Genomic DNA, 16,222 nt, shown 5'->3' with positions numbered 1-16,222 from the left:
TTGGGTTGAACCGTGGATGGGGAACCATGAACACTACTTTAAGTACCGCCTATAACTACAAGGTGGTCCGCCAATTCGCCATTATGACGGTGGTGTGGGGCATCGTCGGCATGGGGCTCGGGGTTTTTCTCGCCGCCCAATTGGTTTGGCCCGCGCTCAACTTCGACTTGCCCTGGACCAGCTTCGGCCGCCTGCGCCCGCTGCACACCAACGCGGTGATCTTCGCGTTCGGTGGCTGTGCGCTGTTCGCCAGCTCCTTCTACTCGGTGCAGCGTACCTGCCAAACCCAACTGTTCGCGCCGAAAATCGCCGCGTTCTGCTTCTGGGGCTGGCAGTTGGTCATCCTCTTGGCCGCAATCACCTTGCCGCTGGGTTACACCAGCTCCAAGGAATACGCCGAGCTGGAATGGCCGATCGACATCCTGATCACCGTCGTCTGGGTGGCCTACGCCATTGTGTTCTTTGGCACCGTGGCCAAGCGCACCACCAAGCACATCTACGTCGGTAACTGGTTCTTCGGTGCATTCATCATCACCGTGGCGATCCTGCATATCGTCAACAACCTGGAAATCCCGGTCAGCCTGACCAAGTCCTACTCGCTGTATGGCGGTGCGACGGATGCCATGGTGCAGTGGTGGTATGGGCATAACGCGGTAGGCTTTTTCCTCACCGCCGGTTTCCTCGGGATGATGTACTACTTCGTGCCGAAACAGGCCGAACGTCCGGTGTATTCCTATCGCCTGTCGATCGTGCACTTCTGGGCACTGATCACCCTGTACATCTGGGCCGGTCCTCACCACTTGCACTACACCGCGCTGCCGGACTGGGCACAGTCGCTGGGCATGGTGATGTCGCTGGTACTGCTGGCTCCGAGCTGGGGCGGCATGATCAACGGCATGATGACCCTGTCGGGCGCTTGGCATAAGTTGCGCAGCGACCCGATCCTGCGCTTTTTGGTGGTGTCCCTCGCGTTCTACGGCATGTCGACCTTTGAAGGGCCGATGATGGCGATCAAGACCGTCAACTCGCTGTCCCACTACACCGACTGGACTATCGGCCACGTACACGCCGGCGCCCTCGGTTGGGTGGCGATGATCTCCATCGGCGCGCTGTACCACATGATCCCGAAAGTCTTCGGTCGCGAGCAGATGTACAGCCTCGGCCTGATCAACGCGCACTTCTGGCTGGCGACCATCGGCACCGTGCTCTACATCGCCTCGATGTGGGTCAACGGCATCGCCCAGGGCCTGATGTGGCGTGCGATCAACGACGACGGCACCTTGACCTACTCCTTCGTCGAAACCCTGGTGGCCAGCCACCCAGGCTTCATCGTGCGGTTGGTGGGCGGTGCAGTGTTCCTCAGCGGCATGTTGCTGATGGCTTACAACACATGGCGCACCGTGCGCTCGGCACAACCTGTCGAAGCCGCCCCTGTCGCGCAGATGGCCTGAGGAGTCAGTGATGAAACACGAAACGATTGAAAAAAACGTCGGCCTGCTGATGCTGCTCATGGTGCTCGCCGTGAGCATCGGCGGCCTGACCCAGATCGTCCCGCTGTTCTTCCAGGACGTGACCAACAAGCCGGTGGAAGGCATGAAGCCCTACACCGCGCTGCAACTGGAAGGCCGCGACATCTACATCCGCGAAGGCTGCGTACAGTGCCACTCGCAGATGATCCGCCCGTTCCGCGCCGAGACCGAGCGCTACGGCCACTACTCGGTGGCCGGCGAAAGCGTGTGGGACCACCCGTTCCTGTGGGGTTCCAAGCGTACCGGGCCAGACCTGGCGCGCGTCGGCGCTCGCTACTCGGACGACTGGCACCGCGCGCACTTGTACAACCCGCGCAACGTAGTGCCTGAGTCGAAAATGCCGGCCTACCCGTGGCTGGTCACGGCCGCAGTCGACAACAGCCACACCGAGACCAAGTTGAAAGTGATGCGCACCCTCGGCGTGCCGTACACCGACGACGACATCAGTGCCGCGGTGGCCAGCCTCAAGGGCAAGACCGAGATGGACGCGCTGGTTTCGTACCTGCAAGTGCTCGGCACCGCCATCAAGAGCAAGAGGTGAGCCATGGGATTTGAATTCGATGCAGGCACCATCCGCGGCCTCGGCACGCTGGTCGTCGCCATCGCCTTTATCGGCCTGTCGCTGTGGGTATTCAACAACCGGCGCAATGCGGAATTCGAGGAAGCGCGCCTGCTGCCCTTCGCCGATGAACCTTCGCCATCCGACGCTCACCAAGAGCCTGCAACAAGGAGCAACCGGCCATGACTACCTTCTGGAGTACATGGATCTGCGTACTGACCATCGGCAGCCTGATCGGCCTGACCTGGCTGTTGTTCGCCACCCGCAAGGGCGAGACCAAGGGCAGTGTCGACCAGACTATGGGCCACGCCTTCGACGGTATCGAGGAATACGACAACCCCCTGCCCCAGTGGTGGTTCATGTTGTTCGCCGGCACCCTGGTGTTTGCCGTCGGCTACCTGATCCTCTACCCGGGCCTGGGCAACTGGAAAGGCGTGTTGCCGGGTTATGAAGGCGGCTGGACCTCGGCCAAGGAGTGGGACAAGGAGATGGCCAAGGCCGACACCAAGTTCGGGCCGATCTTCGCCAAATTCTCAGCCATGCCTGTGGAAGAAGTCGCGAAAGACCCGCAAGCGCTGAAAATGGGCGGTCGCCTGTTCGCCTCCAACTGCGCGGTATGCCACGGCTCGGATGCCAAGGGCGCATTCGGCTTTCCAAACCTGGCTGACAACATCTGGCGTTGGGGCGGTTCGGCCGAAGCGATCAAGACCACCATCATGAACGGTCGCCACGCGGCAATGCCGGCCTGGGGTGACATGCTGGGCGACGACGGCGTGAAAAACGTCGCCGCCTATGTGCGTCACGATATCGCCAAGCTGCCCCTGCCGGCCGACAGCACCGCCGACCTGGCCGCCGGCCAAGCCACGTTCAACACCACCTGCGTGGCCTGCCATGGTCCGCAAGGCCAAGGCATGGAAGCCATGGGCGCGCCGAACCTGACGCTGCCCGCCGGTTACATCTACGGCACCAGCCTCGCGCAGTTGCAGCAGACGATTCGTCACGGCCGCCAGGGCCAGATGCCAGCGCAGGAAGTGCTGCAGGGCAATGACAAAGTGCATCTGCTGGCGGCTTACGTGTATAGCCTGTCCCATCAATAGCAGCAGGTGAGCTGGAAGTTTTAAGCTTCAAGCTGCAAGAGAAGAGCCCCCAACTTGGATCTTGCAGCTGCTTTTTCTTGCGGCTTGCAACTTGCCGCTTATGGCTGCCGCTCTGCGGCAGTTCGTCACACCCTTCCAAAGCACAACTTTCCCCTCCTGCCATTCGGGTCTACGCTTGCTTGCACAGCGGACCAATCTTGGCGTACGCGACGACAGTCGTTGCGACCCCCAAAATTTCCTGTCCACTCGATCAGCTTTCGATTTCGGATTTTATCCTTACGCCAAACATGGAAAGGGCGCAGAATCTGGCGTGGAACGCATTGACACAGGTCAGCCTTGCGTTGCAATGGCCCCTTGCTTTCTACATACTTGCGGCCGAATTTTACCTATAAAAAAACCTAAACCGTGGAACCTTAGAATGAGCACAGCAATCAGTCCGACTGCTTATAACTATAAGGTAGTCCGCCAGTTCGCCATCATGACGGTGGTCTGGGGGATCCTTGGCATGGGGCTCGGGGTGTTCATCGCCTCGCAACTGGTTTGGCCGGAATTGAATTTCGGCTTGCCATGGACAACCTTCGGCCGCCTGCGCCCGCTGCACACCAACCTGGTGATTTTCGCCTTCGGCGGATGTGCCTTGTTTGCCACCTCCTACTACGTCGTGCAGCGAACCTGCCAAACGCGACTGATCTCCGACAGCCTTGCGGCCTTCACCTTCTGGGGTTGGCAAGCGGTCATCGTCGGTGCCATCGTTACCCTGCCGCTGGGCTACACCACCACCAAGGAATACGCCGAGCTGGAATGGCCGATCGCGATTTTGCTCGCCATCGTCTGGGTGACCTACGCGGTGGTGTTCTTCGGCACCATCGTCAAGCGCAAGACCAAGCACATCTACGTGGGCAACTGGTTCTACGGTGCCTTCATCCTGGTGACGGCGATGCTGCACATCGTCAACCACGCCTCGTTGCCGGTCAGCCTGTTCAAGTCCTACTCGGCCTACGCCGGTGCGACGGATGCGATGATCCAGTGGTGGTACGGCCACAACGCTGTAGGTTTCTTCCTCACCACCGGTTTCCTGGGGATGATGTACTACTTCGTGCCGAAACAGGCCGAACGTCCTATTTACTCGTATCGCCTGTCCATCGTGCACTTCTGGGCACTCATCACCCTGTACATCTGGGCCGGCCCGCACCACTTGCACTACACCGCGTTGCCGGACTGGGCACAGTCCCTGGGCATGGCGATGTCGATCATCCTGCTGGCCCCGAGCTGGGGTGGCATGATCAACGGCATGATGACCCTCTCGGGCGCCTGGCATAAATTGCGCACCGACCCGATCCTGCGCTTTTTGGTGGTGTCCCTGGCGTTCTACGGCATGTCGACCTTCGAAGGTCCGATGATGGCGATCAAGACCGTCAACTCGCTGTCCCACTACACCGACTGGACCATCGGCCACGTACACGCCGGCGCCCTCGGCTGGGTAGCGATGATCTCCATCGGCGCGCTGTACCACATGATCCCCAAACTGTTCGGCCGTGCGCAGATGCACAGTGTCGGGCTGATCAACACGCACTTCTGGCTGGCCACCATCGGCACCGTGCTCTACATCGCCTCGATGTGGGTCAACGGCATCACCCAGGGCCTGATGTGGCGTGCGATCAACGATGACGGCACCCTCACCTACTCCTTCGTCGAAGCGCTGCAAGCCAGTCACCCTGGTTTCATCGTCCGCGCCATCGGTGGTGCGTTCTTTGCCAGCGGCATGCTGTTCATGGCCTACAACGTCTGGCGCACCGTGCGTGCCTCCGACCCGGCCGAAGCCGAAGCCGCCGCCAAGATCGCCGTTGTGGGAGCCCACTGATGAAGCATGAAGTAGTCGAGAAGAATATCGGCCTGCTGGCCTTCTTCATGGTCATCGCCGTGAGTATCGGCGGCCTGACCCAGATCGTTCCGCTGTTTTTCCAGGACGTGACCAACAAGCCGGTCGAAGGCATGAAGCCGCGCACCGCCCTTGAACTGGAAGGCCGCGACGTCTACATCGCCAACGGTTGTGTCGGCTGCCACTCGCAGATGATCCGCCCGTTCCGCGCCGAAACCGAACGCTACGGCCACTACTCGGTGGCCGGTGAAAGCGTGTGGGACCACCCGTTCCTGTGGGGTTCCAAGCGCACCGGCCCGGACCTGGCCCGTGTCGGCGGGCGTTACTCCGATGACTGGCAACGTGCGCACTTGTACAACCCGCGCAACGTGGTGCCTGAGTCGAAAATGCCAGCGTACCCGTTCCTCGTGGAAAACAAGCTCGACGGCAAGGACACCGCGAAGAAGATGGAAGTCTTGCGCACCCTGGGCGTGCCCTACACCGACGAAGACATCGCCGGTGCAGCCGCAGCCGTGAAGGGCAAGACCGAAATGGACGCATTGGTGGCCTACCTGCAAGGCCTGGGCACCATCATCAAAAGCAAACGGTGATTCTTCATGGATATCGGGATGATTCGTGGCCTGGGCACCGTTGTCGTGATGGTGGCCTTTATCGGCCTGGCGTTGTGGGTGTTCAGCCCCAAGCGCAAGTCGGAGTTTGAAGACGCGACCTTGCTGCCCTTTGCGGATGATCCCGAAGCCATCAAGCACGTCGAGCAAGCTTCTAGGAGTAACAAAGAATGACTACGTTCTGGAGTCTGTACGTCACAGTCCTCAGCCTGGGTACCATCTTCGCCCTGACCTGGCTGCTGCTGTCGACCCGCAAGGGCCAGCGCGCCGAGCAAACCGACGAGACCGTCGGCCACTCGTTCGATGGCATTGAGGAGTACGACAACCCGTTGCCGAAGTGGTGGTTCATGCTGTTCGTCGGCACCATCATCTTCGCCCTCGGCTACCTGGTGCTGTACCCCGGCCTGGGCAATTGGAAAGGCCTGCTGCCGGGCTACAACTACCTCGACAACGACAAGCAAACCCCGTTCGCCAACGGCCAGACCGGCTGGACCGGCGTGCACGAATGGGAAAAGGAAATGGCCAGGTCGGACGCCAAGTTCGGGCCGATCTTCGCCAAATTCGCCTCGATGCCGATTGAAGACGTCGCCAAGGACCCGCAAGCCCTGAAGATGGGCGGTCGCCTGTTCGCCTCCAACTGCTCGGTGTGCCACGGCTCCGACGCCAAGGGCGCCTACGGCTTCCCCAACCTGACCGACGCCGATTGGCGCTGGGGCGGCGAACCGGCGACCATCAAGGAAACCATCATGAAAGGCCGCCATGCCGTCATGCCGGCCTGGCTGGACATCCTCAAGGAACAAGGCGTCAGCGACGTCGCCGCGTTCGTCGTCACCAACCTCGACGGCCGCAAGCTGCCGGAAGGCGTGAAAGCCGATGTGGCCAACGGCGAGAAACTCTTCGCCGCCAACTGCGTGGCCTGCCACGGCCCCGCTGGCAAAGGCACCCCCGCCATGGGCGCGCCCGACCTGACCCACCCCGGCGCGTTCATCTACGGCTCGAGCTTCGCCCAACTGCAGCAGACCATCCGTTGGGGTCGTCAGGGCCAGATGCCTGCGCAGGAGCAACTGCAGGGCAACGACAAGGTCCACTTGCTCGCGGCGTATGTCTACAGCTTGTCCCATGGGGATAAGAAGGCCGAGGAGCAGTAAGGCTGATCGTTATTTAGACACCCAGAAGATCCAATGTGGGAGGGGGCAAGCCCCCTTCCACATTGGATCTTCGGCATTTTGAAGGTTGAGCCCACAAAAACCGTCCATACTTCCCAAGTCAATTGATCCAGGTCACGTACACCATCAATTGATTTCCCCCAACGCGACCAAAGGTCGCACCCTTTGAGCGGCATCGGGGGCGTATCATTACGCCACTGCAAGACCCTTTATTTGACCCCGGTTGGCACGTACTGGCCGAGGCAAATCTCCACCGCCGTGGGATGCAATGATGAGCAACCAGATACCGGTACACGACGTTACCCCGCCTGCCAAAAACTCGAATAGCCCTGACGGTAAGAGCGTCGACCTCTACGCGTCGCGAGAGAAAATCTACACCCGTGCCTTCACCGGCCTGTTCCGCAACCTGCGCATGCTCGGCGGCGCCGGTCTATTCCTGCTCTACTTCGGCACGGTGTGGCTGAACTGGGGTGGCCACCAGGCGGTGTGGTGGAACCTGCCGGAACGTAAATTCTTCATTTTCGGCGCGACCTTCTGGCCCCAGGACTTCATCCTGCTGTCGGGCATCCTGATCGTCGCGGCGTTTGGCCTGTTCTTTATTACCGTGTACGCCGGCCGCGTGTGGTGCGGTTATACCTGCCCGCAAAGCGTGTGGACGTGGATCTTCATGTGGTGCGAAAAAGTTACCGAAGGCGACCGCAACCAGCGCATCAAGCTGGACAAGGCGCCGATGGGCGCCAACAAGTTCCTGCGCAAGTTCAGCAAGCACACGCTGTGGCTGCTGATCGGCTTTGCCACCGGCATGACCTTCGTCGGCTACTTCTCGCCGATCCGCGAACTGGTGTTCGACTTCTTCACCGGCCAGGCCGATGGCTGGTCGTATTTCTGGGTCGGCTTCTTCACCCTCGCCACCTATGGCAACGCCGGCTGGCTGCGCGAACAGGTGTGCATCTACATGTGCCCGTACGCACGCTTCCAGAGCGTGATGTTCGACAAGGACACGCTGATCGTCTCCTATGACCCACGCCGTGGCGAAGTGCGTGGTCCGCGTAAAAAAGGCGCCGACTACAAGGCCCAGGGCCTGGGCGACTGCATCGACTGTACGATGTGCGTACAGGTATGCCCCACCGGTATCGACATCCGCGACGGCCTGCAAATCGAGTGCATCGGTTGCGCCGCCTGTATCGATGCCTGCGACAACATCATGGACAAGATGGAGTACCCGCGCGGCCTGATCAGCTACACCACCGAGCACAACCTGTCCGGGCAGAAAACCCACAAGCTGCGCCCACGCCTGATCGGGTATGCCCTGGTGTTGCTGGCAATGATGAGCCTGCTGGCAGGAGCGTTCTTCATGCGTTCGCTGGTGGGCTTCGACGTGAGCAAGGACCGTGTGCTGTACCGCGAAAACGCCGAAGGGCGCATCGAAAACGTCTACAGCCTGAAGATCATGAACAAGGACCAGCGCGATCACACCTACGTGCTCGACGCCGCCGGCCTGCCGGACCTCAAGCTGCAAGGCCGACGTGAAATCAAAGTGGCGGCCGGCGACATCGTCAGCATGCCGGTGGAACTGTCGAGTGCGCCGGAGCAACTGCCGTCGAGTACCAACGAGGTGACGTTCATCCTCAAGGATGCCGATGACGCCAGCGTCCATATTGAAGCGAAGAGCCGATTCATTGGCCCCCAGGTTCGTTAATAAATAGAAAGCTTCGTTAAAGAGAGCAGAACAATGCCCCAAGCCACTGCCGCAAGCCCTTGGTACAAGCACCTCTGGCCCTGGATCATCATTGGGATCCTGGCCTGCTCGGTGACCTTGACCTTGTCCATGGTGACCATCGCGGTGAACAACCCGGACAACCTGGTCAACGACAACTACTACGAGGCCGGCAAAGGCATCAACCGCTCCCTGGACCGCGAACGGCTGGCCCAGACCCTGCAACTGCGCGCCAAGCTGCACCTGGATGAGCTGACCGGTGAAGTCGAGTTGAACCTCACCGGCTACAGCAACCCAAACACCCTGGAACTGAACCTGATCTCCCCGACCCAGCCAGAGAAGGACCGCAAGATCAACCTGACCCGCAGCGACAGCGAACCGGGCCGCTACATCGGCCAGGTCACCGACAAGGTCGAAGGCCGCCGCTTCGTGGAACTGCTGGGTGTGGAAGGCGACAAGACCTGGCGCCTGTTCGAGGAAGAAGAAGTCAGCCACGACAAGGACTTGCTGCTGGGTGATGAACCGTTGCAGGGTGCTGAAGACCTGAAAAAATAGCAGTGCCCATGACCAGCCCAACCCCCTGCTACCACTGCGCCCTGCCCGTCCCGTCCGGCAGTCGGTTCACCGCCGTGATCCTCGGCGAGCGCCGCGAGCTGTGCTGCCCCGGCTGCCAGGCCGTGGCCGAAGCGATTGTGGCCGGTGGGCTGGAAAGCTATTACCAGCATCGCAGCGAAGCCTCGGCCAACCCAGAGACGCTGCCGGTGCAGTTGGTGGACGAACTGGCGCTGTATGACCGCGCCGACGTGCAAAAACCCTTCGTGCACCATGAAGGCGACCTCGCTGAAACCACCCTGTTGATGGAAGGCATCAGTTGCGCCGCCTGTGGCTGGTTGATCGAAAAACACCTGCGCAGCCTGCCCGCCGTGGCCGAAGCGCGGCTGAACCTGTCCAATCATCGCCTGCAAGTGCGCTGGGCCGACGGGCAATTGCCGTTGAGCCAGGTGCTCAGTGAACTGCGCCATATCGGCTATGCCGCCCATCCGTATCAAGCCGACCGCGCGGCCGAGCAACTGGCCAGCGAAAACCGCCTGGCCCTGCGCCAACTGGGGGTCGCCGGGCTGCTGTGGTTCCAGGCGATGATGGCGACCATGGCCACCTGGCCGGAATTCAACATCGACCTGAGCCCCGAACTGCACGTGATCCTGCGCTGGGTGGCGATGTTTCTGACAACGCCCATCGTGTTCTACAGCTGTGCGCCGTTCTTCAAGGGCGCCCTGCGCGACTTGCGTACGCGCCACCTGACCATGGACGTGTCGGTGTCCCTGGCCATTGGCGGGGCTTACGTGGCCGGGATCTGGACCGCGATCACCGGCGTGGGCGAGCTGTATTTCGATGCGGTGGGCATGTTTGCGCTGTTCCTGCTGGCCGGTCGCTACCTGGAGCGCCGCGCCAGGGAACGTACGGCCGCGGCCACCGCGCAGTTGGTCAACCTGCTGCCCGCCTCATGCCTGCGCCTCAAAGATGACGGCCAGAGCGAACGTATTCTTTTGAGCGAACTGGCACTCGGCGACCGTGTGCTGGTGCATCCCGGCGCGGTTCTGCCGGCAGATGGGGTGATCCTCGACGGCCGGTCCAGCATCGATGAGTCGCTGCTCACCGGTGAGTACCTGCCGCTGCCGCGCCAAACCGGTGATGCCGTCACCGCCGGCACTTTGAACGTCGAAGGCGCGCTGACCGTCGAAGTGCGCGCCTTGGGTCACGAGACCCGCCTGTCCGCCATCGTACGCCTGCTGGAACGGGCCCAGGCCGAGAAGCCGCGCCTGGCCCAGATCGCCGACCGCGCCGCACAGTGGTTCCTGCTGGGCTCGCTGATTGCCGCCGCACTGATCGGCCTGCTGTGGTGGCAGTTGGATCCATCGCGGGCATTCTGGATCGTGCTGGCGATGCTGGTCGCGACCTGCCCCTGCGCATTGTCCCTGGCCACGCCGACCGCCCTCACCGCCGCCACCGGCACCCTGCACAAACTCGGGCTATTGCTGACCCGTGGCCATGTGCTCGAAGGCCTAAACCAGATCGACACGGTGATTTTCGACAAGACCGGCACCCTCACCGAAGGGCGCCTGGCGTTGAAAGCGATCCGGCCACTGGCCGCCCTGAACAGCGACGAGTGCCTGGGCCTCGCCGCAGCCCTGGAAAACCGCTCCGAACACCCGATTGCCCGCGCCTTTGGCCGTGCGCCGCTGGCCGCCGACGAGGTGCTCAGCTCACCCGGTCTCGGCCTGGAAGGACGTGTCGGCACACGCCAGTTGCGCATCGGCCAGCCGGGGTTTGTCTGTGCACTCAGTGGTTGTCCGATTCCCGCCTCTCCGGAAGATGACGGCCAATGGCTGCTGCTGGGCGACCGTGACGGCGCCCTTGCCTGGTTCGTCCTCGACGACCGCCTGCGCAGCGATGCCCCTGCCCTTTTGGCCGCCTGCAAGGCACGCGGTTGGCGCACGCTGCTGCTGTCGGGGGACAGTTCGCCGATGGTCGCCAGTGTCGCCGCTGAACTGGGTATCGATGAAGCCCACGGCGGCCTGCGCCCCGACGACAAGCTGCAGGTGCTGCAACAACTGCACAAGGAAGGCCGCAAGGTGCTGATGCTCGGCGATGGCGTCAACGATGTGCCGGTGCTGGCCGCCGCCGACATCAGCGTGGCCATGGGCTCGGCCACCGACCTGGCCAAGACCAGCGCCGATGCGGTGCTGCTGTCCAACCGCCTGGAGGCCCTGGTGCAAGCCTTCACCCTGGCGCGACGCACCCGCCGGGTAATCATTGAAAACCTGCTGTGGGCCGGGCTGTACAATGGCCTTATGCTGCCGTTTGCGGCCCTCGGTTGGATCACTCCGATCTGGGCGGCGATCGGCATGTCCCTCAGTTCGTTGACCGTGGTGCTCAACGCCCTGCGCCTGACTCGCCTGCCGAGTGCGCAGGCCCACAGCGCCCCTTTGGTAACCCGTCCGCTGCCGGCTTGAGCCGCGTGGGCATGGAGTGCAGATGCCAGCTCTATACGTGATGATTCCGGCGGCGCTGCTGTTAGTGGGCGTGGCCATCTACATCTTCTTCTGGGCGGTGGACAGCGGCCAGTACGACGACCTCGACGGCCCGGCCCACAGCGTACTGTTCGACGACCAGGACCCGAACCACCTGGCGGCCGTCGACGAAGCCAACGGCCCCGAGCAACCGCCCGCGCCCAAAGACCCGCCCCATGCTTGAGCTGGCGCCGCTGCTGGTCTCTGCGCTGATCCTCGGCCTGCTGGGCGGTGGCCATTGCCTGGGCATGTGCGGCGGGCTGATGGGCGCGCTGACCCTGGCGATTCCCAAGGAGCAACGCAGCCGCCGGTTCCGCCTGCTGCTGGCGTACAACCTGGGACGCATCCTCAGCTATGCCAGCGCCGGGTTATTGATTGGTCTGGCCGGCTGGGCCGTGGCCAACAGCCCAGCGGCGTTGTTCATGCGCGTGCTCGCCGGGTTGCTGCTGATCTGCATGGGCCTGTACCTGGCCGGCTGGTGGAGCGGCCTCACCCGTATCGAAAGCCTCGGGCGCGGCCTGTGGCGCTACATACAGCCAGTCGCCAACCGTTTGCTGCCGGTGTCCAGCCTGCCCCGCGCACTGTTGCTGGGCGCGCTGTGGGGCTGGTTGCCGTGCGGGCTGGTCTACAGCACCCTGCTGTGGGCCGCCAGCCAGGGCAATGCGCTCGACAGTGCATTGCTGATGCTGGCTTTTGGGTTAGGCACGTGGCCAGTACTGCTGGCGACCGGGTTGGCGGCCGAACGCGTGACCGCGTTATTGCGCAAGCGCAGCGTGCGTATGTCCGGCGGCGTGCTGGTGATTATTTTCGGTGTCTGGACCCTGCCAGGTCCGCATCAGCACTGGCTGATGGGCCACTAAAAGGCCATGTGGCATAGCGCCGCTCCCCGTTGACGCAAATCAAGATGCCATATCGGCCACGCCCCTACACTCGGCTCACTAGCCTATCCGGGGAATGCCCGCATGCTCGACGCCATTCGTTGGGATCCAAATCTGATTCAACGCTACGACCTGGCGGGACCGCGCTACACGTCCTACCCCACCGCCGTACAATTCGACAGCCAGGTCGGCACCTTCGACCTGCTCCACGCCCTGCGTGAAAGCCGCAAGGCCACGCGACCGTTGTCGCTGTATGTGCATGTGCCGTTCTGCGCGAACATTTGCTACTACTGCGCGTGCAACAAGGTGATCACCAAGGACCGCGGCCGCGCCCAGGCTTACCTGCAACGCCTGGAGCAGGAGATTCAGTTGGTGGCCTGCCACCTCGACCCGAAACAGTCGGTTGAACAACTGCACTTCGGCGGCGGCACCCCGACCTTTCTCAGCCACGACGAACTGCGTCAGATCATGGGCAGCCTGCGCCAGCACTTCAATCTGCTCGACGATGACTCCGGCGACTACAGCATCGAGATCGACCCCCGCGAAGCCGACTGGGCGACCATGGGCCTGCTGCGTGAACTGGGCTTCAACCGTGTGAGCATCGGCCTGCAAGACCTCGACCCCGAGGTGCAGCGCGCGGTCAACCGCCTGCAAAGCCTGGAAGAAACCCGCGCGGTGATCGACGCCGCGCGCACCCTGCAATTTCGCTCGATCAATATCGACCTGATCTACGGTCTGCCCAAGCAGACGCCGATCAACTTCGCGCGCACCGTGGAGGAAGTGATCAAGCTGCAGCCGGACCGCCTGTCGGTGTTCAACTACGCGCATCTGCCGGAACGCTTCATGCCCCAACGACGGATCAACAGCGAGGAGCTGCCGTCGCCGGAATCCAAACTGCTGATGCTGCAAACCACCATCGAGCAATTGACCCAGGCCGGCTACCGCTACATCGGCATGGACCACTTCGCCCTGCCGGACGACGAACTCGCCATTGCCCAGGAAGAAGGCACGCTGCAACGTAACTTCCAGGGCTACACCACCCATGGCCATTGCGACCTGATCGGGCTAGGCGTGTCAGCCATCAGCCAGATCGGCGACCTGTATTGCCAGAACAGCAGTGACCTCAACGGCTATCAGACCGCCCTGGCCAGCGCCCAACTGGCCACCAGCCGTGGCCTGCTGTGCACCACGGACGACCGGTTGCGACGGGAAGTGATCCAGCAGTTGATCTGCAGGTTCCGCCTGGTATTCGAGCAGATCGAACAGGCGTTCAACATTGATTTTCGTGGGTACTTCGACGAGATCTGGCCGCAACTTGAGGCCATGGCGCAAGACGGCCTGATCGAACTGGATGCGCAGGGCATCCACGTTCTGCCGGCCGGGCGACTGCTGGTGCGTTCGGTGTGCATGGTGTTCGATGCCTACCTGGAGCACCAGAACAGGCAACGATTTTCACGGGTGATCTAGTTACATCGACAACGAAGCGGCCTTGAGGGCACCATCAGAGCTCATGCTTTTCATCGCCTTGAGCAGGGAGCCCTGGGAGGTCATCAAACCGGCCTGCAGCGAACTGATATCGCCCTGGATGTTGTTGGTCTTAATCCGGGCCTGCTCCGGCGTCAGGCTATTGTCATTCGCGACCGCCTGAAGCTCAGCCATTTTCTCGGCGATCTGTTGCTTGAGCTTGCGGATCATTTTGAGGATCTGTTTAACGCTGTCGTCCAGGCCACTGTCATCAATATCGGAGTTGGCTTTCCTGGCCACCGCCACCGCCTTGAACGCCGCGCCGGAAATCGTCACCTTCACGCCTTCCAGCACGTTGGTTTCGGCAGCCGGTGCAGCGGCCTGATCTTTTACGGCGGTTTCGGCCGCTGACTTCGCGCCCGACACTGTAGGAACTCGGATGGCAGGATTGTAGGCGGCGATGACAGACATGCTCCGAGCTCCGGGGTGTGGGAATGCCCTTGTATCGGCATCGGTACAAAAAACTTTATATGGCTGCTTGTTTTTTGTACAAGCTGGCTTCACCGCCCCACAGTGCGGTACCCTTACGTCTTATGTGTGTTTTCCCACAAGGATTTAAGAAATGTCCGAGCCAGTCAAACTGCGCGCTAACAGCCAGGCTCACTGCAAGGATTGCAGCCTGGCCCCCCTCTGCCTGCCACTTTCGCTGAATCTGGAAGACATGGAAGCGTTGGACGAAATCGTTAAACGCGGTCGCCCGCTCAAGAAAGGCGAGTTTCTGTTTCGCCAGGGTGACAAGTTCGATTCCGTTTATGCAGTACGCTCGGGCGCGTTGAAGACGTTCAGCCTGAGCGACGGCGGCGAAGAGCAGATCACCGGTTTCCACCTGCCCAGCGAGCTGGTCGGGTTGTCGGGCATGGACACCGAGATTCACCCGGTATCGGCGCAGGCCCTGGAAACCACGTCGGTGTGCGAAATCCCCTTCGAGCGCCTGGACGAACTGGCCCTGCAACTGCCACAACTGCGCCGCCAGTTGATGCGCGTGATGAGCCGCGAGATCCGTGACGACCAGCAGATGATGTTACTGCTGTCGAAGAAAACCGCCGACGAGCGCATTGCGACCTTCCTGGTCAACCTGTCGGCGCGGTTCCGTGCCCGGGGTTTCTCGGCCAACCAGTTTCGCCTGAGCATGTCGCGCAACGAAATCGGTAATTACCTGGGCCTGGCGGTGGAAACCGTGTCCCGCGTATTTACCCGCTTCCAGCAGAACGAACTGCTGGCCGCCGAAGGCAAGGAAGTGCACATCCTCGACCCGATCCAACTGTGCGCACTGGCCGGTGGTTCTTTAGAAGGCTGATGCAGACGCTTGTGGCCGCGCCAACCGGCGAGGCCGCAGGTATACTTCGAGTCCGTTTTCCGCCCAGGACTCTTCGACGATGACCTTCGATTCGTTCGACATCAAATCCCTGATCCGCCCCGTCATCGACTTCCCCAAGCCTGGGGTGATCTTTCGTGACATCACCCCTCTGTTCCAATCGCCCAAGGCCTTGCGCCTGGTGGCTGACACCTTTGTCCATCGTTACGTCGAAGCCGACTTCAGCCATATCGGCGCGATGGATGCACGAGGGTTCCTGATCGGCTCGATCATCGCCTACCAACTGAACAAGCCGCTGATCCTGTTCCGCAAACAGGGCAAGCTGCCAGCTGACGTGCTGGCCGAGGGTTACCAGACCGAATACGGCGAGGCCTTCCTCGAAGTGCATGCCGACAGCCTGTGCGAGGGTGATTCGGTGCTGATATTCGATGACCTGATCGCCACGGGGGGCACCCTGATCGCGGCAGCCAACCTGGTGCGGCGCATGGGGGCGAAGATCTTTGAAGCGGCGGCGATCATTGATTTGCCGGAGCTGGGTGGTTCGCAGCGGTTGGAAGACATGGGGATTCCCACCTTTTGCCTGACGCAGTTTGCGCTGACCGAACGGTAAGGGTTGCCGGCACTGATGCTATCGGGGGCAAGTCGAATCGTCGCGCCGCCCCTCCCACATTTTGATGTGTGAACACCTTCACGTGTGGGAGGGGGCTTGCCCCCGATGAGCATAGGTATCTACACAATTTTCAGAGACTGGCGAGTTCCCCTGTGGCGAGCGGGCTTGTCCCGCGTTGGGCTGCGAAGCAGCCCCAAAACCAGCCTCCACAGAGTGTCTGATACACCGCGTTCTTCCTTACTGGGGCTGCTACGCAGCCCCAGTAAGGA

Annotated in this window: 17 protein-coding genes; 16 read left to right on the top strand and 1 reads right to left on the bottom strand. The window is 61.6% G+C overall.

The window, feature by feature from the left end; all coding sequences use genetic code 11:
• Window positions 1-26: 26 nt before the first annotated feature.
• The 14 genes from ccoN (AB1462_RS11115) to hemN all read left to right on the top strand — a co-directional run bounded on the left by ccoN (AB1462_RS11115) (window position 27) and on the right by hemN (window position 13,971).
• On the top strand, window positions 27-1,451 hold the full coding sequence (ccoN, locus tag AB1462_RS11115) for a cytochrome-c oxidase, cbb3-type subunit I (RefSeq protein ID WP_090400251.1): 1,425 nt from the start codon (window positions 27-29) through the stop codon (window positions 1,449-1,451).
• Window positions 1,452-1,461: 10 nt separating this feature from the next.
• Window positions 1,462-2,070: a cytochrome-c oxidase, cbb3-type subunit II gene (gene ccoO / locus AB1462_RS11110; protein WP_090400253.1), complete on the top strand. Its 609-nt coding sequence runs from the start codon at window positions 1,462-1,464 to the stop codon at window positions 2,068-2,070.
• Window positions 2,071-2,073: 3 nt separating this feature from the next.
• Window positions 2,074-2,274 (top strand): cbb3-type cytochrome c oxidase subunit 3, encoded by a 201-nt coding sequence (locus AB1462_RS11105; protein ID WP_145337008.1) that lies wholly within the window; start codon window positions 2,074-2,076, stop codon window positions 2,272-2,274.
• Entirely contained in the window at window positions 2,271-3,185 is a 915-nt protein-coding gene (gene ccoP, locus AB1462_RS11100) for a cytochrome-c oxidase, cbb3-type subunit III (RefSeq protein ID WP_259193715.1), read from the top strand. The genes AB1462_RS11105 and ccoP (AB1462_RS11100) overlap by 4 nt, the downstream gene beginning before the upstream one ends.
• 418 nt (window positions 3,186-3,603) lie before the next feature.
• A complete protein-coding gene (gene ccoN / locus AB1462_RS11095) occupies window positions 3,604-5,046 on the top strand; it encodes a cytochrome-c oxidase, cbb3-type subunit I (RefSeq protein ID WP_090400259.1) in 1,443 nt (480 codons plus the stop codon).
• A complete protein-coding gene (ccoO, locus tag AB1462_RS11090) occupies window positions 5,046-5,654 on the top strand; it encodes a cytochrome-c oxidase, cbb3-type subunit II (RefSeq protein ID WP_003193167.1) in 609 nt (202 codons plus the stop codon). Before ccoN (AB1462_RS11095) ends, ccoO (AB1462_RS11090) begins: the two co-directional genes overlap by 1 nt.
• 6 nt (window positions 5,655-5,660) lie before the next feature.
• Window positions 5,661-5,846, top strand: coding sequence for a CcoQ/FixQ family Cbb3-type cytochrome c oxidase assembly chaperone (locus AB1462_RS11085; protein WP_003175465.1), 186 nt, complete (start codon window positions 5,661-5,663; stop codon window positions 5,844-5,846).
• Complete coding sequence (gene ccoP, locus AB1462_RS11080; RefSeq protein ID WP_090400261.1) at window positions 5,843-6,820, top strand: cytochrome-c oxidase, cbb3-type subunit III; 978 nt, start codon at window positions 5,843-5,845, stop codon at window positions 6,818-6,820. The genes AB1462_RS11085 and ccoP (AB1462_RS11080) overlap by 4 nt, the downstream gene beginning before the upstream one ends.
• A gap of 289 nt (window positions 6,821-7,109) precedes the next feature.
• Window positions 7,110-8,537: a cytochrome c oxidase accessory protein CcoG gene (gene ccoG, locus AB1462_RS11075; RefSeq protein WP_090400263.1), complete on the top strand. Its 1,428-nt coding sequence runs from the start codon at window positions 7,110-7,112 to the stop codon at window positions 8,535-8,537.
• A gap of 33 nt (window positions 8,538-8,570) precedes the next feature.
• A complete protein-coding gene (locus tag AB1462_RS11070) occupies window positions 8,571-9,110 on the top strand; it encodes a FixH family protein (protein ID WP_090400265.1) in 540 nt (179 codons plus the stop codon).
• Window positions 9,111-9,118: 8 nt separating this feature from the next.
• A complete protein-coding gene (locus tag AB1462_RS11065) occupies window positions 9,119-11,569 on the top strand; it encodes a heavy metal translocating P-type ATPase (RefSeq protein ID WP_090400267.1) in 2,451 nt (816 codons plus the stop codon).
• Between the two features lie 22 nt (window positions 11,570-11,591).
• Entirely contained in the window at window positions 11,592-11,810 is a 219-nt protein-coding gene (gene ccoS, locus AB1462_RS11060; protein WP_053257431.1) for a cbb3-type cytochrome oxidase assembly protein CcoS, read from the top strand.
• Window positions 11,803-12,486, top strand: coding sequence for a sulfite exporter TauE/SafE family protein (locus tag AB1462_RS11055; RefSeq protein ID WP_367246726.1), 684 nt, complete (start codon window positions 11,803-11,805; stop codon window positions 12,484-12,486). The genes ccoS and AB1462_RS11055 overlap by 8 nt, the downstream gene beginning before the upstream one ends.
• Before the next feature lie 102 nt (window positions 12,487-12,588).
• Window positions 12,589-13,971 carry an oxygen-independent coproporphyrinogen III oxidase gene (gene hemN / locus AB1462_RS11050; RefSeq protein WP_259193717.1) on the top strand — a complete coding sequence of 461 codons (1,383 nt, stop codon included), beginning with the start codon at window positions 12,589-12,591 and terminating at the stop codon, window positions 13,969-13,971.
• Here the strand turns inward: hemN and AB1462_RS11045 are convergent, their stop codons facing one another.
• Window positions 13,972-14,439 carry a hypothetical protein gene (locus AB1462_RS11045; RefSeq protein WP_259193718.1) on the bottom strand — a complete coding sequence of 156 codons (468 nt, stop codon included), beginning with the start codon at window positions 14,437-14,439 and terminating at the stop codon, window positions 13,972-13,974. It lies immediately after the preceding gene.
• Between the two features lie 151 nt (window positions 14,440-14,590).
• Between AB1462_RS11045 and fnr the strand changes: the two genes are divergently transcribed.
• Window positions 14,591-15,325: a fumarate/nitrate reduction transcriptional regulator Fnr gene (fnr, locus tag AB1462_RS11040; protein ID WP_146371568.1), complete on the top strand. Its 735-nt coding sequence runs from the start codon at window positions 14,591-14,593 to the stop codon at window positions 15,323-15,325.
• Window positions 15,326-15,404: 79 nt separating this feature from the next.
• On the top strand, window positions 15,405-15,953 hold the full coding sequence (locus tag AB1462_RS11035; protein WP_090400275.1) for an adenine phosphoribosyltransferase: 549 nt from the start codon (window positions 15,405-15,407) through the stop codon (window positions 15,951-15,953).
• Window positions 15,954-16,222: the final 269 nt, after the last annotated feature.

This window comes from Pseudomonas sp. SB113, assembly GCF_040754745.1.
Taxonomy (GTDB): Bacteria; Pseudomonadota; Gammaproteobacteria; order Pseudomonadales; family Pseudomonadaceae; genus Aquipseudomonas; species Aquipseudomonas grimontii.
The sequence above is the reverse complement of the archived record's forward strand: the minus strand, read 5'-3'. Positions and strand labels throughout refer to the sequence as shown.

Bases quoted from the DNA above. Each gene is read 5' to 3' on its own strand.
- ccoN (WP_090400251.1), top strand. From the start codon at position 27: ATGAACACTACTTTAAGTACCGCCTATAACTACAAGGTGGTCCGCCAA.
- ccoO (WP_090400253.1), top strand. From the start codon at position 1,462: ATGAAACACGAAACGATTGAAAAAAACGTCGGCCTGCTGATGCTGCTC.
- AB1462_RS11105 (WP_145337008.1), top strand. From the start codon at position 2,074: ATGGGATTTGAATTCGATGCAGGCACCATCCGCGGCCTCGGCACGCTG.
- ccoP (WP_259193715.1), top strand. From the start codon at position 2,271: ATGACTACCTTCTGGAGTACATGGATCTGCGTACTGACCATCGGCAGC.
- ccoN (WP_090400259.1), top strand. From the start codon at position 3,604: ATGAGCACAGCAATCAGTCCGACTGCTTATAACTATAAGGTAGTCCGC.
- ccoO (WP_003193167.1), top strand. From the start codon at position 5,046: ATGAAGCATGAAGTAGTCGAGAAGAATATCGGCCTGCTGGCCTTCTTC.
- AB1462_RS11085 (WP_003175465.1), top strand. From the start codon at position 5,661: ATGGATATCGGGATGATTCGTGGCCTGGGCACCGTTGTCGTGATGGTG.
- ccoP (WP_090400261.1), top strand. From the start codon at position 5,843: ATGACTACGTTCTGGAGTCTGTACGTCACAGTCCTCAGCCTGGGTACC.
- ccoG (WP_090400263.1), top strand. From the start codon at position 7,110: ATGAGCAACCAGATACCGGTACACGACGTTACCCCGCCTGCCAAAAAC.
- AB1462_RS11070 (WP_090400265.1), top strand. From the start codon at position 8,571: ATGCCCCAAGCCACTGCCGCAAGCCCTTGGTACAAGCACCTCTGGCCC.
- AB1462_RS11065 (WP_090400267.1), top strand. From the start codon at position 9,119: ATGACCAGCCCAACCCCCTGCTACCACTGCGCCCTGCCCGTCCCGTCC.
- ccoS (WP_053257431.1), top strand. From the start codon at position 11,592: ATGCCAGCTCTATACGTGATGATTCCGGCGGCGCTGCTGTTAGTGGGC.
- AB1462_RS11055 (WP_367246726.1), top strand. From the start codon at position 11,803: ATGCTTGAGCTGGCGCCGCTGCTGGTCTCTGCGCTGATCCTCGGCCTG.
- hemN (WP_259193717.1), top strand. From the start codon at position 12,589: ATGCTCGACGCCATTCGTTGGGATCCAAATCTGATTCAACGCTACGAC.
- AB1462_RS11045 (WP_259193718.1), bottom strand. From the start codon at position 14,439: ATGTCTGTCATCGCCGCCTACAATCCTGCCATCCGAGTTCCTACAGTG.
- fnr (WP_146371568.1), top strand. From the start codon at position 14,591: ATGTCCGAGCCAGTCAAACTGCGCGCTAACAGCCAGGCTCACTGCAAG.
- AB1462_RS11035 (WP_090400275.1), top strand. From the start codon at position 15,405: ATGACCTTCGATTCGTTCGACATCAAATCCCTGATCCGCCCCGTCATC.